This window comes from Pseudonocardia sp. HH130629-09 (genome assembly GCF_001294645.1).
In the GTDB taxonomy this organism is placed as follows: Bacteria; Actinomycetota; Actinomycetes; order Mycobacteriales; family Pseudonocardiaceae; genus Pseudonocardia.
This window is the reverse complement of record NZ_CP011868.1, coordinates 5740916-5766296: the sequence shown is the minus strand read 5'-3', so window position 1 is coordinate 5766296 and position 25381 is coordinate 5740916. Positions and strand designations below refer to the sequence as shown.

Annotated in this window: 23 protein-coding genes; 12 read left to right on the top strand and 11 right to left on the bottom strand. The window is 67.7% G+C overall.

The window, feature by feature from the left end; translation table 11 throughout:
- Positions 1-42: 42 nt before the first annotated feature.
- The 5 genes from XF36_RS26855 to XF36_RS26840 all read right to left on the bottom strand — a co-directional run bounded on the left by XF36_RS26855 (position 43) and on the right by XF36_RS26840 (position 2828).
- Positions 43-912, bottom strand: coding sequence for an IS5 family transposase (locus XF36_RS26855; protein ID WP_060713651.1), 870 nt, complete (start codon positions 910-912; stop codon positions 43-45).
- A gap of 471 nt (positions 913-1383) precedes the next feature.
- Positions 1384-1572 (bottom strand): hypothetical protein, encoded by a 189-nt coding sequence (locus XF36_RS26850; RefSeq protein WP_010223771.1) that lies wholly within the window; start codon positions 1570-1572, stop codon positions 1384-1386.
- A complete protein-coding gene (locus XF36_RS26845; RefSeq protein WP_060714111.1) occupies positions 1572-1910 on the bottom strand; it encodes a hypothetical protein in 339 nt (112 codons plus the stop codon). Before XF36_RS26845 ends, XF36_RS26850 begins: the two co-directional genes overlap by 1 nt.
- Before the next feature lie 4 nt (positions 1911-1914).
- Positions 1915-2103, bottom strand: coding sequence for a hypothetical protein (locus XF36_RS30965; protein ID WP_082375681.1), 189 nt, complete (start codon positions 2101-2103; stop codon positions 1915-1917).
- A 323-nt stretch (positions 2104-2426) separates the two neighbouring features.
- Entirely contained in the window at positions 2427-2828 is a 402-nt protein-coding gene (locus XF36_RS26840; RefSeq protein ID WP_060714110.1) for a hypothetical protein, read from the bottom strand.
- Between the two features lie 73 nt (positions 2829-2901).
- On the opposite strand from XF36_RS26840, the gene XF36_RS26835 reads away from it, so the two are divergent.
- The 5 genes from XF36_RS26835 (at position 2902) to XF36_RS26810 (ending at position 7949) form a co-directional block, all read left to right on the top strand.
- A complete protein-coding gene (locus tag XF36_RS26835; protein WP_145981526.1) occupies positions 2902-3786 on the top strand; it encodes a hypothetical protein in 885 nt (294 codons plus the stop codon).
- Positions 3783-4589, top strand: coding sequence for a hypothetical protein (locus tag XF36_RS26830; protein WP_145981525.1), 807 nt, complete (start codon positions 3783-3785; stop codon positions 4587-4589). Before XF36_RS26835 ends, XF36_RS26830 begins: the two co-directional genes overlap by 4 nt.
- Positions 4586-5014 carry an NUDIX hydrolase gene (locus XF36_RS26825; protein WP_060714107.1) on the top strand — a complete coding sequence of 143 codons (429 nt, stop codon included), beginning with the start codon at positions 4586-4588 and terminating at the stop codon, positions 5012-5014. Before XF36_RS26830 ends, XF36_RS26825 begins: the two co-directional genes overlap by 4 nt.
- A 335-nt stretch (positions 5015-5349) precedes the next feature.
- The gene (locus XF36_RS26820; RefSeq protein ID WP_238589343.1) at positions 5350-6561 is read left to right on the top strand and encodes an IS256 family transposase; all 1212 of its coding nucleotides are present in this window, start codon (positions 5350-5352) and stop codon (positions 6559-6561) included.
- 90 nt (positions 6562-6651) lie between these two features.
- Positions 6652-7949, top strand: a protein-coding gene (locus tag XF36_RS26810) for an IS3 family transposase (RefSeq protein ID WP_145981349.1) whose coding sequence is annotated in 2 segments (ribosomal slippage) — positions 6652-6925 and positions 6925-7949 — 1299 coding nt in all. Because the reading frame shifts where the segments join, the coding sequence is not laid out codon by codon here.
- A 220-nt stretch (positions 7950-8169) separates the two neighbouring features.
- On the opposite strand, the gene XF36_RS26805 is transcribed toward XF36_RS26810, so the two are convergent.
- The 3 genes from XF36_RS26805 to XF36_RS26795 all read right to left on the bottom strand — a co-directional run bounded on the left by XF36_RS26805 (position 8170) and on the right by XF36_RS26795 (position 13413).
- A complete protein-coding gene (locus XF36_RS26805) occupies positions 8170-11694 on the bottom strand; it encodes an SDR family NAD(P)-dependent oxidoreductase (protein ID WP_168169579.1) in 3525 nt (1174 codons plus the stop codon).
- A gap of 245 nt (positions 11695-11939) precedes the next feature.
- A complete protein-coding gene (locus XF36_RS26800; protein ID WP_064485511.1) occupies positions 11940-12710 on the bottom strand; it encodes a thioesterase II family protein in 771 nt (256 codons plus the stop codon).
- A 40-nt stretch (positions 12711-12750) separates the two neighbouring features.
- On the bottom strand, positions 12751-13413 hold the full coding sequence (locus tag XF36_RS26795; protein WP_060714104.1) for an FMN-binding negative transcriptional regulator: 663 nt from the start codon (positions 13411-13413) through the stop codon (positions 12751-12753).
- 1128 nt (positions 13414-14541) lie between these two features.
- On the opposite strand from XF36_RS26795, the gene XF36_RS26790 reads away from it, so the two are divergent.
- On the top strand, positions 14542-15210 hold the full coding sequence (locus tag XF36_RS26790) for an LmbU family transcriptional regulator (RefSeq protein ID WP_193393991.1): 669 nt from the start codon (positions 14542-14544) through the stop codon (positions 15208-15210).
- A 55-nt stretch (positions 15211-15265) separates the two neighbouring features.
- Here XF36_RS26790 and XF36_RS26785 read toward each other — a convergent pair whose 3' ends face one another.
- The gene (locus XF36_RS26785; protein WP_145981524.1) at positions 15266-15484 is read right to left on the bottom strand and encodes an MbtH family protein; all 219 of its coding nucleotides are present in this window, start codon (positions 15482-15484) and stop codon (positions 15266-15268) included.
- 262 nt (positions 15485-15746) lie between these two features.
- On the opposite strand from XF36_RS26785, the gene XF36_RS26780 reads away from it, so the two are divergent.
- The 5 genes from XF36_RS26780 to XF36_RS26760 all read left to right on the top strand — a co-directional run bounded on the left by XF36_RS26780 (position 15747) and on the right by XF36_RS26760 (position 20570).
- On the top strand, positions 15747-15995 hold the full coding sequence (locus XF36_RS26780) for an acyl carrier protein (RefSeq protein ID WP_060714103.1): 249 nt from the start codon (positions 15747-15749) through the stop codon (positions 15993-15995).
- 33 nt (positions 15996-16028) lie between these two features.
- Entirely contained in the window at positions 16029-16985 is a 957-nt protein-coding gene (locus XF36_RS26775; RefSeq protein WP_060714102.1) for a chlorinating enzyme, read from the top strand.
- A 71-nt stretch (positions 16986-17056) separates the two neighbouring features.
- Positions 17057-17809 carry a thioesterase II family protein gene (locus XF36_RS26770; RefSeq protein ID WP_082375678.1) on the top strand — a complete coding sequence of 251 codons (753 nt, stop codon included), beginning with the start codon at positions 17057-17059 and terminating at the stop codon, positions 17807-17809.
- Positions 17806-19119 carry a cation:proton antiporter gene (locus XF36_RS26765; protein ID WP_064485510.1) on the top strand — a complete coding sequence of 438 codons (1314 nt, stop codon included), beginning with the start codon at positions 17806-17808 and terminating at the stop codon, positions 19117-19119. Before XF36_RS26770 ends, XF36_RS26765 begins: the two co-directional genes overlap by 4 nt.
- Positions 19120-19340: 221 nt before the next feature.
- A complete protein-coding gene (locus tag XF36_RS26760) occupies positions 19341-20570 on the top strand; it encodes an IS110 family transposase (protein ID WP_060711898.1) in 1230 nt (409 codons plus the stop codon).
- A 74-nt stretch (positions 20571-20644) separates the two neighbouring features.
- On the opposite strand, the gene XF36_RS26755 is transcribed toward XF36_RS26760, so the two are convergent.
- Both XF36_RS26755 and ddaH read right to left on the bottom strand, forming a co-directional pair.
- Positions 20645-22909 carry a non-ribosomal peptide synthetase gene (locus tag XF36_RS26755; protein ID WP_082375677.1) on the bottom strand — a complete coding sequence of 755 codons (2265 nt, stop codon included), beginning with the start codon at positions 22907-22909 and terminating at the stop codon, positions 20645-20647.
- A gap of 31 nt (positions 22910-22940) precedes the next feature.
- Positions 22941-23765: a dimethylargininase gene (gene ddaH, locus XF36_RS26750; protein ID WP_060714099.1), complete on the bottom strand. Its 825-nt coding sequence runs from the start codon at positions 23763-23765 to the stop codon at positions 22941-22943.
- 316 nt (positions 23766-24081) lie between these two features.
- Here ddaH and XF36_RS26745 point away from each other — a divergent pair, with 316 nt between their 5' ends.
- The gene (locus XF36_RS26745) at positions 24082-25332 is read left to right on the top strand and encodes a cytochrome P450 (protein WP_060714098.1); all 1251 of its coding nucleotides are present in this window, start codon (positions 24082-24084) and stop codon (positions 25330-25332) included.
- The last annotated feature ends 49 nt before the right edge of the window (positions 25333-25381 follow it).

The window sequence follows — 25381 nt, the reverse complement described above, 5'->3', positions numbered from 1 at the left end:
GTGCTCCTTCGTCAGCCCGGTGTCAGAGAGTGTTTGAGAAGATCATGTTGAGGGTGTGACTACGTACTTCTGCTGGCGTCGGGCGGGTTCGCCACGGGCGATGCGGCGGGTGATGGTGTTGATCGCCGCCCAGCGGATCATGGCCTCGGACACTGCGGGGTGGCGTTCGTAGTCCCGGGCCAGGCGGCGGTGCGCGGTGACCCAGGCCAGGGTCCGCTCGACCACCCACCGCCGCGGGAGGACGGCGAATCCGCGCTGCTCAGGCGGTTTGCGCACGATCTCGACGCTGGTGTGCAGGATCGTGGTCGCCCAGTCCAGCAGGCGCCCGGCGAACCCGGCGTCGGCGTAGACGAACCGCACCCTCGTGCGCAGGTAGAGGTCGAGCAGGGTCGACTTGGCGCCATCGCGGTCCTGCACCGACGCCGAGCACACCATCGTGGTCAGCAGCAGGCCGAGGGTGTCGGTCACGATGAACCGCTTCCGGCCGTTGATCTTCTTCCCGGCGTCGTAGCCGCGGGTGTCCCGCCCGACCGTGTCAGCGCTCCTCACCGACTGCGAGTCGATGATCCCCGCGCTGGGTTCGGGGTCGCGGCCCTCATCAGCGCGTAGCTGACGGCGCACGATCGGGAGGATCTGCTCGGTGACCCTCTGCTGCTCCCACCGGTTGAAGTACCAGTACACCGTCTGCCACGGCGGGAAATCAACTGGTAGAGCACGCCACGCGCACCCGGCGCGCACGACATAGAGGATCGCATCCACCACATCACGGCGCGCGTGCTTCTCCGGCCGGCCTCCCGCCCCCGCCGCTGGCAGCAGCGGCTCGATCAACGCCCACTGCTCATCGCTGGTGTCCGAGGGGTACCGCCGCCTACGCCGAGCCACTCCTCCACGATGGACCACACCCGGACGCATCCAGCGCAGACACGCCGACCCGTCTCAAACACGCTCTCAGACATCAACTGCGTCCACCGACGTCCGCGGTAGACCGTCCAACGGCGCCAGGTGGCCCGTAGGGCGGGTGCGGCGAACCGGTCGAAGGTGGCCGGGTGAGCACGGCCCCAGACCGCCACGGAGCCCGCCAGAGCGCCGAGCAGGATCGCCGCCAGAACCGGCCCCAGGACGAGCACCAGCCCCAGGACGATCAGGGGTACGGCGACGAACCCAGGATGACGGGCCGTCCAGGCCAGCGCCTGGAACTCCCGCCCCGGCGGCCGCGAGGCACGACCCACATGAGTGCGGGCCGGGCCGTTCATACGAGTTGCAGAGCTACTACGCTTGTTCACTGCTACCAGTCCTCACGAGAGTTGTCGGGTAGCAGGGGCGCCCGCTGTGTGTTTCCGCCAAGAATCAGTGCAGCGGGCGACCCCACCACCCAGAGATGGGTCACTTCTGTTCGCGCAAAGCCCCACGCGCCGAATCGAGGTGCACGGTCAGGTGGGCGACGTCGCGGGCGAGGTTGTCGTGGGTGTTCTTGAACCCACCCGTCCGATACGGAATCCCATGCAGCGACCGTTTGAGTTCGCGCATCGCGGCATCCAGCTCCTCAACCGTGCGGTCCACAGCCTTCGACATCACTTCCTCCATTCGCGGGAGACCAACTCGGCCTCCCACTTCTTCGCCGCCGACGCCATCACCCGCAGCGAGGCATGCGCGGTCTTGGCCGAAGCCCGGATCTCCTCCGGCGACGCAGTCGACCAGTGCTCCCCGCCCGCACCGCTCTTGGCCGACACGCCCTTCCCAGAGCGCTTGCCCTTGGTGTCGGTGGCCTTGGCCGCGACCTTGTCGGCTTCGGCGAGGGCGTCCCCGACGAGCTGCAATGCCCGCCAGAACTCGCCGTACTTCCGCAGCGCCCGCCGGTTGACCTTCGGCAGCGTCTTGATCCGATCCCGCGGGCCCAGGTTGATCGCCACCGCCTCAGACCCCCTTGCGGATCGCGAGCTGGGCCAGGCGCAGGCCCTCGGCGACCCCGGCCCGCCACGCCTGCTCCGTCGCTACGACGGGGTGATCGGTGCGGGCCCAGCGGCGCCGCTCGATCTCCAACCGCCGCACCAGCCGACCCACCCCGGTCGTCACCCGCGGACGGACACTCGTCGTTGTGCTCATCGCGTCGTCTCCATCTCCACCGCAGCCGTCGGGCTGCTGGTCTCGCCGTCTCCGAAGCAGCCCGGGCAGACCCCGGAACCACCACACGCCCCACACTCGACACCGCAGGTCGAGTCGCCGTAGCCGTCGCACACATCGCACGCCCCGCTACCGCTGCATTCGCCACACACCACCGCAGATCACCCCTGATCGAGGACACAGGTGTCCCCGTCTCGGAATTACTGGGAATTGCCGGAACACCATTCCGGCGCATGAATTGGGCCGCTCTATCAGGCGGCCGGCCCGCACATCACCGCGGGCGACACCGACGACTCAGAGGTCGGTCAGGAGTGGTTCTCGTCGTCCTTGCCCCGGCGCATCGGCGCGGGAGCGGGGTGGGCGTGCTTGAGGCCCATCGCCTTGAACGCGATCCCCGACACCGTCCGGCCATCCGCGGACTCGATGGAGTACGGGTTGATCTTCGGATCGATGAGCTGGACCCGGGCGTCCTCCCCGAACCCGTCCCCGGGGTCGGCGGTGAGGGTCACCTTGATCTCCTCGCCCTTCGGGGCTCGCTGCCCGGCCTGGACCTGGAGCTTCGCGAACAGTGACACCACGAACTGCGTCACCCCGTCCCGGTCGGTCACCGGCACCTCCGCACCGTTCGCGTCCTGCCGGGTCTTGGGTGCGGGCGGCTCCACCACCGTGAGCTTGTAGCCGTCGAGCACCACCGGAAGATCCCTCATCGCTCCACCTCTCGTCGTTGATACCTCTAAACCCCTGCTCGGTCAGACAGTCCGTTCAGGGGGCTAAACAAGCATGGCGCCGAGCAGAGCCCTTGTCAAGGGGCCTAAACTGGCGGGCGTGGTTGATGTTGATGAGGAGTTCCACGCGCTGCGTTCGGAGCCGGATCCGGTCCGACGCGGTCGGCGTGCAACCGACCTGCTGGCTACTTACCAGCAGCGATCGGTGGAACTCGCGCGCATCCGTCGCGCCGCGGTCGAAGAGGCCCGTGACCAGCTTGGCGGCAGCTATACCGAGGTGGCCCGTGCGTTCGGCCTGACCAAGGGCCGGATCACCCAGATCCGCAACACCGCGCCTCCGCCACATCGGGCGTTCTTCGGCGTCGGCCCGCTCGACGTCGCGCTACCCGGCCGGCGCCTGCTCGACCGGCAGGACGTCGTCATCGCCACCGAGGACGACGCCACCGGTACCTACCTGACCGAGGAGACCGAGCGCCTGGCGTTCACCGTCGAGCGTCGCATCATCGACCCGCGGCAGGAATGGGAACCCGAGCGCGACGCCGTGGTGGTCTGCGGCCCCGCGTCAGCCCACATCGGGAACGTGCTCATGCAGCGCGACCCGCTGCTCTCGATGTCGATCGGCGACGGGGCCCGCTGGGCCATCATCGACCACGAGACCGGCGAGCGGTTCCTGTCCCCGATGGACGACGAGCAGCCCCACCGCGCCGATGTCGCCTACCTGGCCCGCCATGCGATGCCCTCCGGCGCTGTGGTGATCCACATCGCCGGGATTCACGCCCTCGGATCGGTGGGAGCGGCGCACTACCTCATGGAGCACGTGCCCGAGCTGTGGGCCGAATTCGGTGACGACTCGTTCAGCATGGCCATCGGAGGACAGTTCCACGAGCTGACTCCCATCGGTCTGGACGTCGTAGTGCCACCCCGACGGTGGCCTCAGTGAGCGTCTACGGCGCGGTGCTGCCAGGCGGATCACCTCCGGGGCAAGACCGGTGGACCGCAACACCGCACGGCATCGTCGTGCTCGACGGTGCCACCGCACGCGCTCCCGAGGTCCCACCGGCCGAGCGCTACGTCGACACCTTGCTCGACGCACTGACTACGCGACTCGCAGGCCGCGACGAGCTGCCCGAGGTCATCGCCGAGGCCATCGCGGATGCCAAGAGCACCCTTGGAATCACACCCGGGGTGGGCCCGTCATCGACTGTGGCCTTGCTCCGGTGGACGGAGACAACCATCGAGGTGGCGGCGCTCGGGGACAACACCATCGTGCTCGGGCTGACCAGCGGGGGAGAGGTCCGCCTACGCGACGATCGCCTCTCCACCGTCGACCCAGCCGCCCGCCGGACCTACCACGAACGCCTACGCCACGGCCACGGCTACGACGACGGACATCGCGACCTCCTCACCACCATCCAGCGCAGCGAAGTCCAGGCCCGCAATACCCAGGACGGCTACTGGATCGCCGAAGCCGATCCCGACGCTGGACACCATGCCGAGACCATGCATCTCCCTCACGAATCCGTCTCCTGGGCCGTCATCGCCACCGACGGCGCTCAACGGGTCATCGACCATCTCGGCCTGCCCTGGGCCGATGTCGCCACCAGCGACGACGACGAGCTCCAAGCCCTGCTTGACCGGCTGCACCGCTGGGAGACCGAGAACGACCCGAACGGGCAGGCCCTCCCACGAGCCAAGCCGCACGACGACAAGACCCTCGTCGTCTGGCAGCCCAACCGAGCATGACCAGCATGCCGCGCCACTCCGTGGCCGTAGCCGGGGTCACCGTCCGCGAAGACGGACGCATCCTCGTAGTCCAGCGTCGCGACAACGGCCGCTGGGAAGCACCGGGCGGAGTCCTCGAACAGGACGAGACCTTCGAGCAAGGCGTCGTCCGGGAGATCGCCGAAGAGACGGGTGTGACCGTCGCCGTCGACCACCTCAGCGGGGTCTACAAGAACATGACCATCGGCGTCGTCGCCATCGTCTACCGCTGCCACTTCCTCTCCGGCGAACCGACCACCACCGCCGAATCGCAGCGCGTCGAGTGGCTCACAGTCGACGAAGTCGAAGACCGCATGATGCCCGCCTACGCCGTCAGGGTTCTCGACGCGCTCACCACGGAACCCTGCTCACGGGCCCACGACGGCACGATCGTCCACCCCTCCTGAACAGCACGAATCGCACCATCGGGCGGCGACAGCGCTCGCCGTGTCTAGACCTTCCATTCGGTATCAAGGCGGCGCCTGCGGCGCCGCGCCGAGCGTGCGGCCTCCGGCCGGTCCCGGCGCGGCGCGGCGGACGTGGCGCCCGCTACACCGTCTTTTATCGAACTTCATCGCACGAAGCGGGACTGTTTCAAGATCGGTGTTTTCGGCCCGACACGCCGGGCTGAGGTCCGGCGAGATGGGCACGGACAGTGATGACATCGGACCTTGTGGATCCAAGCGAGGGTGACCCGAAGCCTGCTCGGCAGGCGTCGGCGGAGCGGGCCGCTGCGGCGGCGATGGTGGCCGAGGCGAAGGCGCGCGGGCTGGCGTTGACCGGCCCGGACGGCCTGTTGAAGCTCTTTACCAAGAATGTTCTGGAAACGGCGCTGAACGAGGAGATGACCGAGCACCTCGGGCACGACAAGAACCGGGCCGACCCCGGCCGGGAATCCACCAACGTGCGGAACGGGTCCCGCTCGAAGACGGTTCTCTCGGATGCCGCGGGTGACGTGGAGATCGACGTTCCGAGAGACAGGGCCAGCACTTTCGAGCCGCAGATCGTGAAGAAGCGTCAGCGGCGCCTCACAGATGTCGACGAGGTCGTACTGTCGCTGTATGCGAAAGGGATGACGACCGGGGAGGTTTCCGCACATTTCGCTGACATCTATGGGGCGTCAGTATCGAAGGAGACGGTCTCGCGGATCACCGACAAGGTCGTCGCCGAGATGAATGACTGGGTTGGTCGGCCGTTGGATTCGGTGTACGCCGCGGTGTTCATCGACGCTGTCCACGTCAAGGTCCGGGACGGGCAGGTCGCCAACCGGCCGGTCTACGCAGCCATCGGCGTCACCGTGGACGGCTGCAAGGACGTGCTGGGGCTGTGGATGGGCGTCGGCAGTGAGGGCGCGAAGTTCTGGATGAGCGTGCTGGTCGACCTGAAGAACCGCGGCGTGCGTGACGTGCTGTTCCTGGTCTGCGACGGCCTCAAAGGACTCCCGGAGGTCGTGGCCAACGTGTGGCCGCAAACCATTGTCCAAACCTGCGTCGTGCACCTGATCCGAAACACTTTCCGGCTGGTGGGTCGACAGGACTGGGACGCGGTGAAGCGCGACATCAAACCAATCTATGCCGCGCCCAACCCGAATGCAGCACTTATCGCTATGGATGAGCTCGACGAGAAATGGGGCCGTAAGTACGCGGCGATGATCCGGCTATGGCGCAACGCGTGGGAAGAGTTCGTGCCGTTCTTGGACTACGACGTCGAGATTCGAAGGGTGATCTGCTCTACGAATGCGATCGAATCGCTTAACGCCCGCTACCGGCGCGCGGTGCGGGCGCGTGGTCATTTCCCCACTGAGCAGGCTGCGATGAAATGCTTGTATCTTGTGACTCGCAGCCTGGACCCGACCGGGACGGGCCGCACGAGGTGGACGATGCGTTGGAAGCCCGTGATCAACGCGTTCGCCATCACGTTCGGTGACCGCTGGCCGGGAGCCGAGACCTACTGAGCAACGACGCCGAAACACCGATCACGAGACAGGTGAACCGTCCCGGCTTCTCTGCCGCTCCGTTGTGAGCAGGCTGAGAGGATGGGTGTCGTGCCCAAGAAGATCGACCCAGCGGTTCGGAGCCAGGCTGTGCGTCTGGTGACCGAGCATCGTTCGGCGTACTCGACCGAGCGTGCCGTGCATGTCCAGGTCGCTGAGTCACTCGGGGTGTCGCGTGAGTCCGTGCGTCGCTGGGTGTCCCAGCACGACGTCGACACCGGCGTCGTAGCGGGCGTGACCAGCGATGACCGCGAGGAGCTGCGGCGGTTGCGGGCGGAGAACAAGCGCCTGCGCGAGGTCAACGAGGTCCTCAAGTCGGCGACGATTTTCTTCGTGGGGGAGCTCGACCCCCGAAACCGCTGATCGTCGCGTTCGTCGATCAGATGCGGGCTGCTGGTCATGCCGTCGAGTCGATCCTTGCTGCCCTCAACACCCTGGGGCTCACGATCGCGGCACGAACCTTGCGGGCCTGGTGCGCTCGGACCGGCACCAGGAACGGCGCCGCCGGCCGGGTCGCGGCCCGGACCGTCACCGACGCCCTGGTCGAAGACGCCGTCCGTGCGGCGGCGTTCACCACCAACCGCGCCGGCGAACCGGTGCTGGCCCCAGAGGGACTTTATGGGCGTCGCAAGATGCTGGCCCTGATCCGTCGAACGGTGCTGCCCGAGGCTGGGTTCGGAGCGGTCGACCGGGCGATGCGCTCGGTGGGGCTGGCCGGAGTGGTCCGCGGGAAACGGCCGCGCACGACCATCCCGGACTCGACCGCCCAGCGGGCCGCTGATCTGCTCGACCGCAACTTCACCGCCTCAGCACCCGACAGCAAGTGGGTCACCGACTTCACCTACGTGCGCACGTATCAGTCGTTCACCTACGTGGCGTTCATCGTGGACTGCTTCTCGCAGAAGATCGTGGGCTGGCACGCCGCGCTCACTCGTGACGTCGAGCTGGTGGACGTGCCGTTACGGATGGCGCTGTGGCGACGTGCCCACGAGGGCAAAGCCGTGGCCCGGGACCAGCTGATCTGCCATTCCGATGCCGGGTCGCAATATACGAGTCTGCGGTTCACCGAGCACCTGCACCTCGAGGGCATACGGCCCTCGGTCGGCAGCGTCGGCGACGCCTACGACAACGCCCTGATGGAGACCATCAACGGCCTCTACAAGGCCGAATGCATCCGCACCCGAGTCTTCCACGACGGCCCCTACCGCACGATCGCCGACGTCGAGTACGCCACCGCCAGCTGGGTCGAGTGGTACAACAACCGCCGACTGCACTCAAGTCTGGGCATGATCAGCCCCACCGAGTTCGAGGCAGCCCACTACGCTGACACAGAACCATCGGCCAGATGATCACTGGCCACCAAACCACCGGCAGTAAAGCCGGGACGGTTCAATCCGTCGCTACGGGGTCACTCCCAACCCGCCGTTGACACCTGTGCAGCTGTGGTCAGAGCAGTTGCGCTGCAACCTTCGCGATCTCCTGACGCAGAAGCTCGCTGGTCAGGTTGAAAAAGGCTCACTAGCCACGGCGTCTGTCGATTGCAGCGGAAGCTGTAGAGGTGGGGCGGGCTCAACTCGCGCGGGATAGTCCCCGCTGCTCAAGGACTTCGGCGAGCCCAGCGACGGTGGGGTTCTCGTAGAGCTCCTGGGTCCGTACCCGGACCGAAAGCCGGTCGTCGAGCGCCGACAGGAGCTGCGAGGCCCTCAATGAGCTACCGCCGAGGTCGAAGAAAGACTGGTCGCGCCCGACCCGAGCCCGGTTGAGGATCTCCGACCAGACGGCTGCCACTCGCACCTCGAGCGGGTCGATCGGTTCGACGACCTCGCCTCCGTCGCAGGCCGTGGCGGCGGTGTCGAGCAGCAGCTGCGCGACGTCGACCGCACCGTGGACAGTGACCGGGAGCTTCGCCAACCGGACCGGACGCACCGGAACCGGGCAGGTGCGTCCGGCGTCGGCCACCGCACGCTCTACGGCCACGGGGTCGCAGTCCGCACCGGTCCAGGCGACGACGAGTTCGTTCGCGCCGAGCACATCGCCGTCCATCTCCGGGATGATCTGCGGGTTCGTGGTGTCGATCCCGATCACCAGTTGACGATGCCCCGACCGCAGCACCTCGACCAGCGTCTCGAGCCCCTCGTCGGGGTGGATCACCCGGAACCCACGTTGTTCGACGGCGCCCGTGGCCTGGCCGGCATTCATGCCGACCTTGGCCCACATACTCCAGGCCAGGCACCTGACATCGCGGCCGCGCTCGTGGTGCCAGTGGTCGGCGAACGCGGTGAGGAACGAGTTCGCCGCAGAGTATGCGCCGAACGAGTTACCGCCGAACTCCCCGTTGACCGATCCGAACAGCACGGCCTTTGCCTGTGGCCGGTCTTCCAATAGATAACCGACCGTGACCGTGCCAGCGACCTTAGCTCGGTAAAAGTAATCGAATGTCGCCTGCTGTTCGGTGAGCAGCGTGTGGCGCTCAAGCTCGGCCCATTGTCCGGAAGGGTCAGCCCCAGCCAGATGTAGGACGACATCGGTGGTGCGGTCCCACCGCTGTTCGGCTTCGCGGACTGCGTCGACCACTGCGCCGGTGTCGGCGATGTCCACCGCGTGGTACCCGACTTCGCCCAGCTCATGGAGCTCGCGGAGCCGCTCGGCCCGCTCACCCTCGGCCGGCGACCGTCCCAGCAGGAGCACCTTCGCGTTGTAGGCGCCGAGGAGGTAGCTCGCGAGTTCGTAGCCCAGACCTCCGAGACCGCCGGTGAGAACGTAGAGACCACCCGCGGTCAATGGAGACGATCCCTCCGGATCGTCCCCGGAGAGTGGACGTAGCCGTCGCACCCATCGCACGCCGTCGCGGACGGCGACCACACCGGCGGTCTCGCGGTCGCCGAGTTCGATGGTCAGCGCGCGGCCCCACTCGGAGCGGTTCTCGGGGAGATCGACAAGGCGAGTCAGTACTACAGGTGACTCCGCACCGGCTGTGCGCACGAGACCGGTCAGGACACCCGCCCCAAGGTCGACATGGTCACCGTCGACAGCGTGAACTGCGCCCTGCGTGAGCACCAGGAGGCTCGCGTCCGGCGCGGCGGCAGCGGTCGCCCGTACCGCGGAAAGGAACATTGCGGTGTACTCCTCCGCGGCCTCTGCCACTCCTCGGGACTGGTTCGGCAGCGTCCAGGCCAGTACGACCGAGTCGATCGATCCGTACCGGCGCGCGACCCCGGTGAGTGCCGCGGACACGCTCTCTGTATCACCTCGCGAGACGGCCACCACGGTTCGGCGCCCGTCATCGACCGGGACGTCGCCGTCAGCGAGGACGACAACGGCTCCCCGGCTGCTCCCGTCGTCGGTCGCGGAGACATCCGGCAGGACGGTCCAGCGCCGGGAGAGGGTCCAGGCCGCCTCCGGTGCCAGCCCGCCGGTCTCGACGCGGTCGTCGAAGCGACCCTCGCGCAGCGCGGAGACGAGCGCGCTGCGCTGGATCTTCCCGCTGCCGGTCTTGGGGAACTCTGCTTCGGTCACCGGGACGATGAGGTCAGGGACGAGTCCGACCTGGCGGGCGATCGAGCCGCGGATGGCGACGACGGCTGCGGCTAGGCGGTCGGTGTCCCAGGACAGCGGCACGAAGAACAGAACCAGACGGTCAGAGCCATCCCCCGGCTCCCGCACACCGGTCGCCGCGGAGAACGTGACGCGAACGCCCTCGCACTGCTCGGCCACGCTCTCGATCTCGTGGGCGATGTAGTTGACGCCTTGGACGATGATCTGGTCCTTGATGCGGCCCGCGATGACGACCGATCCGCCGGTAACGAATGCAAGGTCGCCGGTGCGGAACCAGCCTTCGTCATCGTAGGACTCCTCGTTCGCCACGGGGTTTGCGTGGTAGCCGTTCATCATCGTCTCGCCCCGCACCAGCAGCTCGCCCATCCGCTCCTGGGGCAGGGTGCGCCCGTCGGCGTCGGCGATCCGCATGGTCACACCGGGCGTCGGTGGACCGACCGAGGAGAAGACAATCGCGTCCGGGTCGGTGGTGTCGAGGTGACGGATATTGCCGCCGAGCGAGGACTGGGCGACCGCGACCGTCGCCGCGTCCGCCCGGTCCCGGTGCTGGCACTCGTAGGTGACCACGGAGCAGGTCTCTGACATCCCCCACCCGGGCCACATGGCATCGGCCGGCATGCCGTACGGCGCGAGCAGCTCTAGGAAGCGCCTGCTGGTGGAGGCGATGACCGGCTCTGCAGCGTTGCAGATAGCCCGCATTGATGAGAGGTCCCAGTCTCTCCCCTCGATCTCGGCGGCCCGCTCGTTCACCATCGCGAACGCGAAGTTCGGGGCCCAGGTGTTGGTCGCCCCGTACTCCGAGATCCAGTCCATCCACGCGAGCGGGTCGGCGAGAAAGTGGTCGACGCGGGCGTTGACGTGCAGGCATCGGAGGAAGACGTCGCGCACGTTGTACATGACGATTGCGACGTGGTCGAGCGGCATCCAGTTTACGGTCACGTCGTCGGAGCAATAGCCCCGTTCCTGCGCTACCGACCAGGTCCGGGCGGCGACGCTGGCGTTCGTGTGCTGGACGCACTTGGGCGTGCCGGTGCTGCCCGAGGTGAGGAGATTGAGTACCGGGGAGTCGGGCTGGGTGGGGAAACGCTCGTGGTCTGGCGCGTGTTGTGCCAGCTCCTCCACCACTAGGATCGACACATTCTGCTCGTCCCACAGCCTGCCGACCTCGCGCAGCGCCGGCTCGGTGGTGGCGTCGGTGAGGATGACCGGGTCGCCGAGAAGCTTGCGAGAGTTGTACAGGCGCCGGGTGGTCGCGTTCGCCGTGCGGTAGGTCGGGGACACGGCGACCGGCGTCGGCACAAAGCCGCCGAGTACGCAGGCCCAGAACGCTGTGACGTAGGCGCGGTTGTCGTCGAACTGGAACATGGCTGCGTCCCCGGGGCGCAGTCCAGCGGCACGCAGACCGCCGAGCACCCGTTGCGCCTCCTCACGCAGCTCTGAAAATGTCTGCATCGACGCCGTGCCGTCGCGGCGGATGAACACTGTTCCCTTCTCCGGACTCTGGGTGACGGCCTGCTCGAGCGCATCCTGCAACGTCATTGGGGCACCCGGCGGGACGGCCAAGTCACCCCCGTACACCTCGGAGGACACGGTGCTGGCCACTTCACAGGCTGAGGAGTCACCCGTGGCCAGCACGAGGGCACCTGGCTCAGGGACGCGTCGGATCCCATGACGAGGGACCGCCGCGGCGGCGGTCACGCCCGGAACCGCCAGGGCTGCGGCGGAGACGCCGGCGACGACGCCTGGGTCCAGCTCGACGCTTGATGATTCCGGTGACGTGGCGGTCATTTGGTCCCCTCAGATGCCAGAATCGTGCGTGCCGCCTGCTCCGGGACACCGGAAGCGGCGTCGAGGAAGAAGAAGTGGCCGCCGGGGTACCGGTGGCTAGTGACTGGCCCGGTGGTCTGCCGGCGCCAACCTTCGACGGAGTCGGGCCGGGTCCGCGGATCGTCGTCGCCCGCCATCGTGATGATCGGGACGTCAAGCGGCTCACCGGCTGTGATGCGATGGCGCTCCCAGAGCACGAAGTCGTCGCGCATGACGGGCATCAGCGCGTCCATGACGTCCTCGTCCTCGGCGACTTCGGGGTCGACGCCTCCCAAGCTGACCACCTCGTCTCGGAACTTGTCGTCGTTCAGGCCGTGCAGCTCCCGAACCTCATCCATCCGTTCTGGACAGGGCTGTCCGGACAGGAACAGGTGTGACGGCTGGGGGCCGCCACGGTCGCGCAGCGCGCGAGCTAGCTCGAAGGCCAGCACAGCACCGCCGCAGTGTCCGAAGAAGGAGAACCTCCTGGTCAGCACCGGTCGCAGTGCCTGGACTAGCACGCGCACCAGGGGGGCGACCTCGGTGAACGGTTCTTCGGCGATCCGGTTCTGTCGTCCCGGGAGCTGGACGGCGATGGGTTCCACCGAGCTCGGCAGGCGGCCGACCCAATCGGCAAACACGCCTGCTCCCGCGCCGGCGTGCGGGAAGCAGATCAAGCGGTGGACATGGCCTGGTCTCCGGGCCCGCCAGACGTACGGGCTCTCGACGGCCAGTTCGGTGCTGGACACGGTCGCTCCCCTCTTCGTGGTCGGAATCAGTGGCCGTAGATCAGTGGCCGTCGAGAGTGGTCATGAGATGTGCTATCTCGCTACTGCGTCCGTGCTGGGCTGCTGCGAAGTGGCAGCGAACGCGGTCGCGTATGTCCGAGGGCTGTTCCTGGCTGAGCTTGAACATTCCCTCAGCGGACCCGACCCTGACGCGGAAGGCCCCGACTCCTGGCAGGAGCCGGTGGAAGTATTCGATCGAGTCGGTCATGTCCCAGCCCGCGCCGAATCGTCCCTCGAGAGCCGTCACGGTGTCCGTGACGACGTCGAGCGTGGTCCGCTCCGCCTTGTGCGGTTCCAGCTTCGTTACGACGCCGTGCACGTGCACCGCGGTGAAGTCCCACGTTGGCGCTGCGGGGGTGGTGTCGTAGACGGCCGGTGACACGTAGGCGTGGGGCCCGGTGAACACAAGGAGCACGGTCTGCCCGTCGTGCAGGTGACGCCACTGGGGGTTTGCGCGGTTCATGTGCCCTAGCAGAACGGCTCCACGTGGGCCGTCGCTCCAGTCGTGCGGCGCCGACGGGTCAGGAATGCACGGAAGGTGCGTCGCGGCCGGTCCGCAGCCCTCTGGAGTCCCATCAGATGCCATGAGCGCCAGCGGGTTGCTCCGGACAATGTCGAGCATCCAGTTGCTGTCCTGCTCGCGGTACTGCTCAGGGACGAACATCGGCTGACTTCCTCTCGTCTCTCCCCCGGTAGGCGTCCGTAGCTCGGGCGACAGCAGCGGAGCGAATGGCGGTGAAACCCATGCAACTCACGCCCCGGAAGGTAACGCCATGGTGGGTGCCACTGAGCCTTTTTCAACCTGACCAGCGAGCTTCTGCGTCAGGAGATCGCGAAGGTTGCAGCGCAACTGCTCTGACCACAGCTGCACAGGTCACCGGCTCGCTAGCTCGGCGTCTGCACCCACACAACCAGGCCCCTGAGCTGCCGGAACGGCAGGTTGAAAAGGGCTCACTGCGCGTCGAATCCATATGCAAAGACGCAGCGCGTGTTCTCGATCTCTGACACGTCCCGTCGACGGGACAGCTTCCTGTTTCGCATGAGACGGCACCGCCCGTCTGGCGGGCGTTGTCGTCGCAATTATGGTGGACGATTCGAGTCGAACACGGGGTAACGATGATCGTCGCGGTCCGCATAAGCGGATCGAGGTCGTCATTCACTCGGATTTCGTTGGTGGAACTCCGCGGGATGCACCGTCCGACCTGCACCCACCAACCTGCTCTCTCGACAGGGCGAGGCTTCTTGCGTCCGCCGGATACCCGAGGTCTGCTGTTTGGTTGAGTCCTGCGCTGCCTGCCCTTCGGGACCTGCACATCCTGCCGCAGGCGCGGCGTTATGACGCAGGCGCGGCGTTCGCCGACTCAGAGGTCGCCCAGGCGACTCGATGTCACACACTGTACGAGAGTTGGTTCAGCCGTTAGAGTCCACTGTCACGAACAGCGTACGAGATCGATCATGCGATCTCGTCTCGACGCGGAGCGGCAGGGAGTCCGGACCGTCATGATCAAGTACGGGAGAAATTCCCTAGGTGTTTACCCCGGGAATGAGATAGTACGAGGTCGGACGTCGATGTCGCTCGGGTGGGACCTGTCCTCCGACTGTCGGAGGCAGCGCGTCGTGGCGCCCAAGCTTGGTGCGCGATGGCTTTTCGTATGCAGTCTGGAACATGTCCGAAGAGCTACTCCTCGGCACGTCTCACCCACGAGGTCGACCTGAAGATTCACGGAATGACGATCACGACCGCATCGTCGTCGCGGGCGTGAGATTCATCTGGGGGGCTGAGGACAGACCGATGTCAAGCATGATCTTCGAACACGAAGCGACCGAGACCGACCGCGATCAAGTTGCCACCGTGCCACCCGAGGTCACCGCCCGCGGCGTCAACTGTAAGCGGGTCGTGACGACCGATGTGGGTCTCAGCATTCCGCGCGACCTGTCCTTCGAGGCGTGGGAACGGGCTGGTCGCCAGCTGTCTGGGCTGCTGAACTCGTCGTCTTGGTGGCTGGGCGACTGGCTCGTCTACGGCAAGTCGCACTACTCCGATCGCTACCAGCGCGGCATTCAGGCTGCTGGTCTGAGCTACCAGACCCTCCGAAACTACGCGTGGGTCGCCCGGCGGTTCGACCTCCAGAGGCGACGTGCGGCACTGAGCTTCGCTCATCACGCCGAGCTCGCCTCGCTGCCGGTCGAGGAGCAGGAGCGCTGGCTGGACCGCTCCGAGCAGATGCAGTGGACCACCAAGCAGTTGCGCGCCGCGATTTGCGCCGAACGGACCGGTGCGGTCGGCAACGGCACGCCCAACGAGACGCGGCGCCTCGTCGTGCCGCGCAACCGGCTCCCCCAGTGGAGCGAGGCCGCGCAGCAGATCGGCATCGACCTGGACCAGTGGGTTCTCTCCACACTGGATAACGCGGCCAAGAGGGTTCTCGACACAGAGGACGCGCTGACTGTCGACGCGTGACGGCGAGCTCACCGATGCCGGTGACGGCGCGCTGGCCGTCACCGGCATCATGGGGTCACAGACGGGCGCCGTCCATTGCCTCAGCGAGGGACCGCGGCCGCATGTCGGTCCAGTTCTCGTTGATGTAGTCGAGGCAGGCTGCGCGCGAGTCCTCACCCTTGACGACCGTCCACCCCGCCGGCACTTCGACGAATGAAGGCCACAGTGAGTACTGGCCCTCGTCGTTGATCAGTACCAGATAGGTCTGGTTCTCGTCCTCGAACGGATTCATCATCCCATTCTCCTGTCATTCATGATCAGGGCCGCGCTACGCGAAGCGAACGGCGGTCGGTGGCCTCACTCTTACAGTTTCGGGATGGATCATAAAGGGATGATGGGGCGTCACGTCCCGTCGACGGGACAGCAATGCGCAGCCCATCGCGAAGTCTTGAAGGACCTTTCCTGTCGGACCTAGCGTCGCCGTTGCGCATCAGGGCCAGATCCACGACGCCCGAGATTCGGGAGACGTGCCGTGGAGAACGACAGGAGAAAATCCGATGAATGCACCGTCCGAAACCCACGCGACAGCCATCGTCGAGGACGGGCTCGTCGAGTGGCTGCGCGCCGAGCTCGACGATCCGGACATCGTCTCGACGGACAACTTCCTCGACGTCGGCGGTCACTCGATGACGTTTGCGCGCCTGAACGAGCACGTCGGCCAGCGGTTCGGGCTATCGCTCGACCGGAAGACCACCTACTCCGAGGCACTCGGTGACGCCGCCCGCGGAGCGCAGCCCGTCACCTGAGCACCACGACCACCGGCACTGAAAGGGTTCCAGATGACCGCTACGAACACCGAGACCGCCTACCCGCTCAGCCGAGAGCAGATGGACTTCTTCCACCACAACGGCTATATCGGACCGCTGACCGTCTACACGCCGGAGGAGATGGACCAGCTGTGGCGCTCGGTCCAGCGCGAAGCTCTCGACCGAACCCACGCCGCATACCCCGAGGTGGAGCTCGGTGCCGGCTCGCCGAACATCTTCAACTACGACCGCCATCTCGACGTCGATGGGCTGGCCCGGCACATCGGCCACCATCGGATCGTCGACCGGGTGGCGTCCATCCTCGGGCCTGACTTGCTGTGCTGGCGATCCGAGTTCTTCCCTAAGTACCCCGGAGACGAGGGCACCGACTGGCACCAGGCAGACACGTTCGCGAACGCCAGCGGGAAGCCACAGCTGCTGTGGCCCGGCGAGTCCGAGGATGACTTCGGCGCCGGCACGCTGACTGTCTGGACCGCGTTTACCGACTCCACACGAGAGAACGGCTGCCTGCAAGTGATGCCCGGGACCCAGCACCGGATGAACTATGACGAGACCAAGCAGATGACGTTCGACGAGGACCGGATTAACTCCGAGATCAAGGACGGCATCCCGCGCGGGTTCTTCGGTTACGACTACCGCCAGCTCCAGATCGATCCGGACTGGAAGCCATCGGAGGAGGACGCGGTCTCGCTCGTCATGGAGAGAGGACAGTGTGTGATCTTCTGGTCCACCCTGATGCACGCGTCGCTGCCGAATGTCTCCACCGGCAAGAACTACCGGATGGGCTTCGCCAGCCGGTATGTGCCGACGAAGGTGCGCGTCTACCCGGACACCGACCGCATCGAGGAGTACGGCGGCGACATCTCGCTGGACCGCTGGTCGGCCGTGCTGGTGAACGGGCGCGACGAGTTCGGCCACAACAAGATCACGACGACGACGCTTAAGGGCACCCCGATCCGTCCCGCGTGACCGGACCGCGCCCGCGGCGGACGACGCCGCGGGCCGGTCCGATCCCGCCTGATCTCCTGGAGGGACCGGCGATGCCTGATCCCGGCGGCCGACCGACGGTCGTGCTGATCCCGCCGTCATGCTGCGGCGCGGGATACTTCCGCCCGTTGCGTCGTGCGCTCGGCGATCGCGTCACCGCCCGGGCAGTCGAACTCCCCGGGCGTGGCCATCGCTACGACGAACCCCGCGTCGTGCACGCCGATAGCGCTGTGGCTGACCTCGATGCCCGCATCGGCGCCGATGTGGACGTCATCTACGGCGAGAGCCTCGGGGCCTACCTCGGCCTCGCTGTGCTGAGCTCTCGCGACCGCGGTGCCGACGGCGTGGTGCTAGTCGCCGCGTCCAACTCGCCGCCGTCGGCCCGCAGCGGCGACATCCCAGCCGACTTGTCCACCGGCGAGCGGGTGGTGGCCGCGCTGCGAACCATGGGCGGCGAGGTCCCGCCGGAGGTGCTGGCCGACACCGACGACGCCCGCGATGCTGTCAGCCTGATCCGGGACGATCTGCACCTCTCACGCTCGCTCGCCACCCATCTCCACGGCATCCGGGTAGCGGCCGACATCGTCGTGCTTGCCGGGCGGTCTGACCCAACGCTGTACCGGCCTGCGTCGTGGGCTGTCCACACCAGTGGTTCCTGCATGGTCGCCTCCCTTCAAGGCGGACACCTGCTGTCCGCAGGCAATCCCGCCGCCGTCGCCGATGCAGTGGCCCACGTGGCCAGCCGCAGGGCGGTCCTCTGCCGGCCTGCCGCGGGCGGCCTACGCTGGAAAGGAACAAAGCCGTGACCCTCGCGAACGCCGTACCGGCCGCGGGCATCAGCGACGACGACATGCTGGCGTTCCTGGTCCAGATTGGGATCCTGCTCGCCGTCGCCGTGCTGTTGGGCCGGCTCGCAGCCCGGATCGGACTGCCCGCCGTGGTCGGTGAGCTGAGCGCCGGGGTACTACTCGGGCCGACGCTGTTCGGGGAACCGCTGGTCACGCTGGCATCTCCGTCCGGGTCGCCTAACGGCCCGATGAACTTGATCCTGGCCGTCGCCCAGCTCGGTGTGCTGATGCTGATCGCGCTGACCGGCGGCCACATCGACCTGCCGGGGATGCGGCGCAGCCGGCGGGCGCTCGCGTTCGTTAGTACTGGCAGCGTGGTGCTCCCGCTGGCTGCCGGCGTCGGTCTGGGCCTACTACTACCCGCCTGGCTGCGTGGCCCTACCGCCGACCCGATGACCTTCGCGCTGTTCACTGGCGTCGCGATCGCGGTGAGCGCGCTCCCTGTGATCGCCAAGACGCTGATCGACCTGCAGCTGCTGCATCGCGAGGTGGGGCAGCTGATCGTCGGCGCGGCCGCGATCAGCGACATTATCGGATGGCTGCTGCTGTCCGCGGTGTCGACGATGGTCGTGGCAGGCGGCGGCCTTGGCTCCGTCGGCCTGAGCGTCGTGTACCTGCTGGGCACGCTCGTCGTCACCGTGGTTGTGGTCCGGCCGCTGGGCCGCGTGCTGCTGGATCGCTCAAGCCGGTCGCCCCACCCCGAGGTCGGCACCGCCGTGGTTGTGGTGCTCGTCGTGGCCTGCGCCGCCGGCACACTCGTGCTCGGCCTGGAACCGATCCTGGGCGCGTTCCTGTGCGGGCTCGCCATCGGCTCGCTGGGCAGGCACGCCCGCGGGTACCTGGAGTCGCTGCGCCCGGTCGTGATGTCGTTCCTGGCACCGCTGTTCTTCGCGACCGCAGGGCTCAAGCTCGACCTTGGCGTCCTTGCCCACGGCCCCACCCTGCTGGTAGCGGTGGTGGCGGTGCTGATCGCGTCGGTCGCGAAGCTGTGCGGGGGCTACGCAGGGGCACGGGTCGGTGGGCTCAGCCACCGTACGGGTCTCGCGATCGGCGCCGGCCTGAACGCCCGCGGCGTGGTGGAGATCGTGATCGCCACTGTCGGCCTCCAGCTCGGCATCCTCAGCCCAGCCATGTACGCGATCGTGATCGTGGTGGCGGTGGCGACGTCGGTGATGACGCCGCCGTTACTGCGTCTGGCGACCCGTGGCATCCCCACAACCGACGCCGAACGGGCCCGCGAGCAGCGGTTCAGTCCGTCCCCCAGCTGATCCCGTTACCTTCTTGATCAAGCCCGGTGAGGGCTTGCAGGCCACCGGCCACGGCATGACTCGTTGCCCCTGTCGTTGATGATCTGGGGGGTGTTGTCACCGTGGTCGGAGGGCGCCAACGACCGCTGATAGAGACCTGACCCGCTTGCGTGGTCTGCTCGTAACGTGGCTGCCGGCGCGGGTGTCCAGGCTGGTCTGCCACGACGACGGAAGGGCGCCGGTTGTCCGAGGAGATCGAAGCGGTGCCGTTCGCAGTGTTCTGCGGGCTGGACGTGGGCAAGCCCGAACACCACGCCTGCGCGCTCGACACTGCGGGCAAGCGGGTGCACGACAAGGCCCTGCCCAACGACGAGACCGCGCTGCGCACCGTATTCACCGCGCTCGCGGAGCACGGTCGGGTGCTGGTGGTAGTCGATCAACCGGCCTCGATCGGCGCGCTGGCCGTCGCGGTCGCCCGCAGCCTGGGTATCGACATGGCCTACCTGCCTGGGCTGGCGATGCGCCGGATCGCCGACCTGCACCCCGGACAGGGCAAGACCGACGCCCGCGATGCTCACGTCATCGCCGAGGCCGCACGCAGCATGCCGCACACGCTGCGCCGGGTCGGCAGCGACGACGAGACCCTCGCCGAGCTGTCGGTGCTGGCCGGCTACGACGACGACCTCGCCGGGCAATCCACGCGGCTGACCAACCGGCTGCGTGACGCCCTGCTGCACATTCATCCGGCTCTGGAACGGCTGCTCGGACCCCGTCTGGATCGCGGCGGGGTCCAGGACCTGCTCGCCGCCGCACCCACCCCCGCGGCTCTGCGCCAGCTCGGCGAGAGCGGCATCGCCGAGCTCATGCGACCGCGCTCGCCGCGCCTGGCGCGGACCCTGCCCACCCAGATCCTGGCCGCCCTCGACGCCCAGACACTCGTGGTCGCCGGCACGGCCGCCTTCGCCCGCGTCATCAGCGGAGTCGCCGCGCAGCTACGTGACGTCCACGTCGAACGAGGCAATCTGGCGGCTGAGCTCGAGGCCCGCCTGGAGGCCCACCCTCTTGGGCCGGTCCTGACCTCGATGCCCGGACTCGGAGTCAGGACCGCCATCAAGATTCTCACCATCGTCGGCGACGGATCCGCGTTCCCCACCGCCGGGCACCTGGCCGCCTACGCAGGGCTCGCACCCGTCACGCGTCGATCCGGGACCTCGATCAAGGGCGAGACCCGCTCCCAACGCGGCAACCATGCCCTCAAGTCCGCGCTGTTCCTCTCGGCGTTCGCCAGTCTCGCCGACCCGACCAGCCGCGCCTACTACGACCGCAAACGAGCCCAGGGCAAGCGCCACAACGCCGCCCTGATCTGCCTGGCCCGCCGCCGCACGGACGTCCTGTTCGCGATGCTCCGCGACCACACGCCCTACACCCCACCGACGGTTACCGAACCCGATCCGGCCCTCGCCGCGGCTTGACAACCACATAGAGACACCCCCCGGACGCCGAAGGCCCCCGCTACGTCGGCGGGGGCCTTTGGCGTCCGGGGGGATCAGGCGCGGCGCGGAACAGCAGGCAGCGCGGAACGGTCCAACTTGCCATTCGGTGTCAACGGGAGGTGGTCCAGCGTCACGAACCGGGACGGGATCATTGCGCTGGGTAGACGACCGCGCATGAAACGCCGCAGCTCACGCGGATACGGCGTCGCGGCAGTGGCAGGCACGACGTAGGCGATGAGCAGGTCCTCGGAATCGCCGTCGCCGCGCCACAACCTGGCCACGGCATGCCGGACCGACGGGTGCTCGGTGAGAGCAGACTCGATCTCAGCCGGCTCGATTCGGACACCGCGCAGCTTCATCTGACCGTCGCTGCGGCCGAGGTGCTCGAGCTGCCCGTCGTCGTTCCACCGGGCCATGTCACCGGTCCGGTACATCCTCTCCCCCGGCGGGCCGAACGGGTCGGCAACGAAACGTTCCGCCGTTAGGTCCGGCTGTCCGCGGTACCCGCGCGCCACAATCCCGGCGATGTAGAGCTCACCCTCCGCTCCCGGCGGCAGCGGCTGTAGGCCGGCTCCAAGCACATAGGCCCGCATGTTGGCCAGCGGCGTCCCGATCGGCACACCGGCTTCCGGGTCGTGGCCGGCCGGCAGCGTGCAGGTAGTGGCGTAGAAGCTCTCGGTCTGGCCGTAGGCGTTCACGAGCGCCGCGCCCGGAACGGACTCGCGCACGCGCCGGACTAGCTCGGACGGCAGCCGCTCGCCGGCGAATACAAGGGTGTCGACGGTGAGCCGGCCGCCGAGGCGTTCGAGTACTCCGGCGAACACGGACGGGACTGTGTGCACTACGGCGCCGGTCCACGACCGGCGCTCGCCGAGCGCGAGTATGTCGCGTACGACGTCCACCACGCCGCCGGTGGACAGGGCGGTGAAGACCTCGAATACGGACACGTCGAAGTTGATCGAGGTCCCGGCCAGCAGCCGGGCCCCGCGGCGCGCGCCGACGACGTCGGCGAGACCGGCGAGACCGTTGATGACAGCCGCGTGCGACACACCGACGCCCTTGGGCGAGCCGGTGGATCCGGACGTGTACATCACGTAGCAGAGGGCGTCCGGGTGCCGGTCGACGTCCGGTGCGCTCTCTGGCCCGGTGTTGAGGTCGAGTTCGTCGAGCAGCTGGAGCGGTCCGTCATGCGCGGGCAGCGCGTCGGCGACAGCGACCTCGGTGATAAGCAGCGCGGGGTCGGCGTCGGTGAGCAGCTGCGCCAGCCTGCGGCCCGGGTAGGCAGGGTCGATGGGGAGATAGGCGGCGCCGGACTTCAGGATCCCGAGCAGGCAGACCACCAGATCGGCGGAGCGGTCGAGCGCGACACCGACGAGGGACTCGGTCCCGATCCCCCGCCCGGCCAGCCACCGGGCCAGCCGGTTCGCGCGGGCATCGAGCTCGCGGTAGGTCAGCGACCGGTCCCCGTCGAGCACTGCGACCGCGTCCGGCGTCGCGAGCACCTGGCAGTGCACCAGGTCTCCGACCGTGACCCGGGTCCGGACTTTCACCGAACCTGCCCCGGCCACCAGCAGACGGTTCCGATCGGCCGGGTCGAGCACATCGATCCGACTGACCAAGACAGCCGGGTCCGCGGTCACACGGTCCAGCACGCGCACGAGCCCGCGTGCCAGCGCGGACGCGCCCGCGCGGGCGAACAGGTCGGGGGCGAACGTGAGTTCGCCCGCCCGGCAGCGACCCGGCCCGATCCTCTCGTCGAGTCGAACCACCAGGTCGGGTCCGACACCACCGGAGCGGTCTCCAGCTAGGGGCTCACTGGCTCGGCCCGATCCGCCGGTTTCGACGGCGACCTGAGCCAGCGGGTGGCATCCGACCGGGGTGTCCGGCTCGAGGTGGCGGGCCAGCTCGTCGAACGGCACCGGATGCTGCACCGCGGCCGCCGCCCGGTCCCGCAAGCGCCCGACCAACTCGCCGAACGACGGGTTTCCCGCCAGGTCGGCGCGCAGCACCGCGGTCACGATGCCGGCGGACGCGGTCGCGATCGGCACATCGGCACCGCACCCCACCTGATGCAGCAGCACGGCGAACGCCGCCTGAAGCACGATGACAGGGCGAGTGCCAGCCTCTTCGGCCAGGCGGCCGAGGGCGTCGGCCGAGCGTGTCCCAACGACGAACCCAACCCGGCCCGCGTTCCCCTGCCGGTCAGCGCTGCGTACCCGGCAGGTAGGGAGAGGTAGCGGCGACGGGGCACCGGCCAGCTCGGCCTGCCAGAACCGTAGCTGGGCGTCGGGTTGAGCAGTGATCGACGACGAGGTCATGCGCGTCTCCTGTCGTTGCCTCCCGCCGGCCTCATGTACGCAGTTCGAGAGTGCAGCACTTCACGCTGCCGCCCGCCTTCAACAGCTCGGCGAGCTCGACGCCGACGGGGGTGTATCCACGATCGCGCAACTGGTCCCGCAGGCCGACGGCCTCGGCCGGCAGGACGACGTTCTGGCCGTCGGAGACCGCGTTCAGGCCGAACACGTTAACGTCGGACAGGTCGGCGTGGATCGCGTGGGGGAACCGGTCCTGCAGAACCTTCTGGCTCTCGTCCGAGAAGGCGGCGGGGTAGTACATGACGTCGTCGTCGGAGAGCACAGCCAGGGCGGTGTCGAGGTGGTAAAGATACGGGTCGACGAGCTCCAGCGACACGACCGTCCGGCCGAAGAACTCGCGAACCTCGTCGTGCGCGCGGGGATCGCTGCGGAAGCCGGTCCCGGCCAGGATCTCATCGCCAGCGCAGAGGAAGTCGCCCTCGCCCTCGTTGACGTACGTGGCGCGCTCCACCTCCGACCATCCCTGACTGCGGAACCATTCGACGTAGTAGTCGGCCTCGTCCGCGCGCTCGGAGTGTCGGAACCGCGCCACCAGCGCACGGCCGTCGCAGACGGTGGCGCCGTTGGCGGCGAACACCATGTCCGGTAGCCCGGGCCGTGGCTCGAGCAGCTCCACATCGTGGCCGAGGGTCACGAACACGTCGTGCAGGCGCTTCCACTGCTCGATGCCCAGATCGGTCGAGACGGACCGCTTCGGGTCCATCCAGGGGTTGATCGAGTACGTGACGTCGAAATAGGTCGGACGGCACATCAGGTAACGGCGCGGGCTGGTCGCCCGATCGGCGGTCTCCGAGTACATCGGGGCACCTCGTCTCGTGGTTGGGTGGACGTGCAGCTGATCAGCCGCTCGCGCGCCGGACGTCGCCGGCGATGCGGAGCCTGATTCGACGATGCGACACAGATGCGCTTTCCGGCAATTATCACGACCCGACGGAAAGGATCGGCGACGCGCCCGCTGTCCCGCTGACAGGACACGTGACAAAACCGTAGCCGCATGGTGAGGACCACAGAGCGGAATGGTCCTTCGCGTTCCGCGAAACGTTTCGATGGGCGTTTGGTCAAGTTACGGTCGAGAACGGTGACGTTGCCGAACGACGGCCGAGGAGAGAGCAGCCATGACGCGACCGATCATCGAACTGACGCCTGAACAGGCGAGCGATCCAGTGCACGGGTACACCGAGCTGCGCGAGGAGGCGCCGCTCGTGCGTGTGATCCTGCCGGGGACCACCTCACCAGTGCTGCTGGCGTCACGCTACGCCGACGTCCGCGCGATCATGACGGATCCGCGCTTCGAGCGTGATCGGGCGAAGGTCCCCGGTGAGCAGGTTCCGGACCTCGGCGCCGAGATGAACTCCGCATGGGGCATCCCGCCCGAGTACGAGCCGTACCTAACGAGCCTGGTCATGATGAACGGACCGGAGCACGCGAGGTTGCGGGCCAAGGTCGTCCGGACGATGTCGGCCCGGCGGGTAAGCCGGGGCCGGGCCCGCGTTGAGAGCCTGGCCGACGAGCTCGTGGCAGAGCTGGCCGGCCGGGAGCAGTTCGACCTGATGACCGACTTCTGCTACCCGCTCGCGAGCCGGGCGGTGTTTGACCTGCTCGGCATCGAGGAGCGACACCGGGAGAAGGTATCGCGTTGGATCCGGCAGTTCGTCTCGGGCGCGACGACCGCCGATGTCGTCGAGGGCCTCGACGGGATCGTCGAGCTGAGCCGGGAGATGATCGCGGTGCGGCGCCACGAACCGGCCGACGACGTGATCTCCGCGATGATCGCCGACGCGGATCCGACTACCGATGACGAGATCATCTCGATGGTTTTCCTGCTGATCAACACCGGCCAGACGCCGCCGGTGCTGTTCGTTACGAACTCGGTGCTCACCCTGCTGGATCACCCGGACCAGCTGGCGCGCCTGCGCGCGGAGCCGGCGCTGCTAGGGTCCGCGATGCACGAGCTGCTGCGCTGGACGACACCGGTGACGATCGGTGCGACCGCGTACGCGAGGGAGGACCTGGAGATCTCTGGATGTCCGGTGCGCCGTGGCGAGGCCGTCACGTACGGCCTGCTCGCCGCCGATCACGACCCGGCCGTCTTCGATGCCCCTGACCGGCTAGACATCACCCGGGAGACGCCGGCGCGCGGTGAGGAACATCTCGCGTTCGGCGCCGGCGCCCACTACTGCCTCGGGGCGGCGCTGGCCAAGGCTCAGGCCGAGGTGGCTTTCGACCGGCTGCTCTTGTCCGGGGGGGACCTCGAGCTCGCGGTCCCCCGTGACCGGCTGGAGTATGACTTCTGGCCGGGCGAGGGCAACCACCTGCTGGGCCTCCCCGTGCGGTTCGCCACTCGGTTGCAGAATCGGTCGGCGTGAGCGGGTCCGACGCGGCGGTTCCATCGTCGACACGGAAGCTCCCGATGCG

Bases quoted from the DNA above. Each gene is read 5' to 3' on its own strand.
- XF36_RS26755 (WP_082375677.1), bottom strand. From the start codon at position 22,909: ATGACCTCGTCGTCGATCACTGCTCAACCCGACGCCCAGCTACGGTTC.
- XF36_RS26835 (WP_145981526.1), top strand. From the start codon at position 2,902: ATGGCGCCGAGCAGAGCCCTTGTCAAGGGGCCTAAACTGGCGGGCGTG.
- XF36_RS26805 (WP_168169579.1), bottom strand. From the start codon at position 11,694: ATGACGTTGCAGGATGCGCTCGAGCAGGCCGTCACCCAGAGTCCGGAG.
- XF36_RS26785 (WP_145981524.1), bottom strand. From the start codon at position 15,484: ATGATGAATCCGTTCGAGGACGAGAACCAGACCTATCTGGTACTGATC.
- ddaH (WP_060714099.1), bottom strand. From the start codon at position 23,765: ATGTACTCGGAGACCGCCGATCGGGCGACCAGCCCGCGCCGTTACCTG.
- XF36_RS26795 (WP_060714104.1), bottom strand. From the start codon at position 13,413: ATGTTCGTCCCTGAGCAGTACCGCGAGCAGGACAGCAACTGGATGCTC.
- XF36_RS26850 (WP_010223771.1), bottom strand. From the start codon at position 1,572: ATGTCGAAGGCTGTGGACCGCACGGTTGAGGAGCTGGATGCCGCGATG.
- XF36_RS26820 (WP_238589343.1), top strand. From the start codon at position 5,350: ATGGTGGCCGAGGCGAAGGCGCGCGGGCTGGCGTTGACCGGCCCGGAC.
- XF36_RS26745 (WP_060714098.1), top strand. From the start codon at position 24,082: ATGACGCGACCGATCATCGAACTGACGCCTGAACAGGCGAGCGATCCA.
- XF36_RS26790 (WP_193393991.1), top strand. From the start codon at position 14,542: ATGTCAAGCATGATCTTCGAACACGAAGCGACCGAGACCGACCGCGAT.
- XF36_RS26840 (WP_060714110.1), bottom strand. From the start codon at position 2,828: ATGAGGGATCTTCCGGTGGTGCTCGACGGCTACAAGCTCACGGTGGTG.
- XF36_RS30965 (WP_082375681.1), bottom strand. From the start codon at position 2,103: ATGAGCACAACGACGAGTGTCCGTCCGCGGGTGACGACCGGGGTGGGT.
- XF36_RS26855 (WP_060713651.1), bottom strand. From the start codon at position 912: ATGCGTCCGGGTGTGGTCCATCGTGGAGGAGTGGCTCGGCGTAGGCGG.
- XF36_RS26825 (WP_060714107.1), top strand. From the start codon at position 4,586: ATGACCAGCATGCCGCGCCACTCCGTGGCCGTAGCCGGGGTCACCGTC.
- XF36_RS26780 (WP_060714103.1), top strand. From the start codon at position 15,747: ATGAATGCACCGTCCGAAACCCACGCGACAGCCATCGTCGAGGACGGG.
- XF36_RS26770 (WP_082375678.1), top strand. From the start codon at position 17,057: ATGCCTGATCCCGGCGGCCGACCGACGGTCGTGCTGATCCCGCCGTCA.
- XF36_RS26775 (WP_060714102.1), top strand. From the start codon at position 16,029: ATGACCGCTACGAACACCGAGACCGCCTACCCGCTCAGCCGAGAGCAG.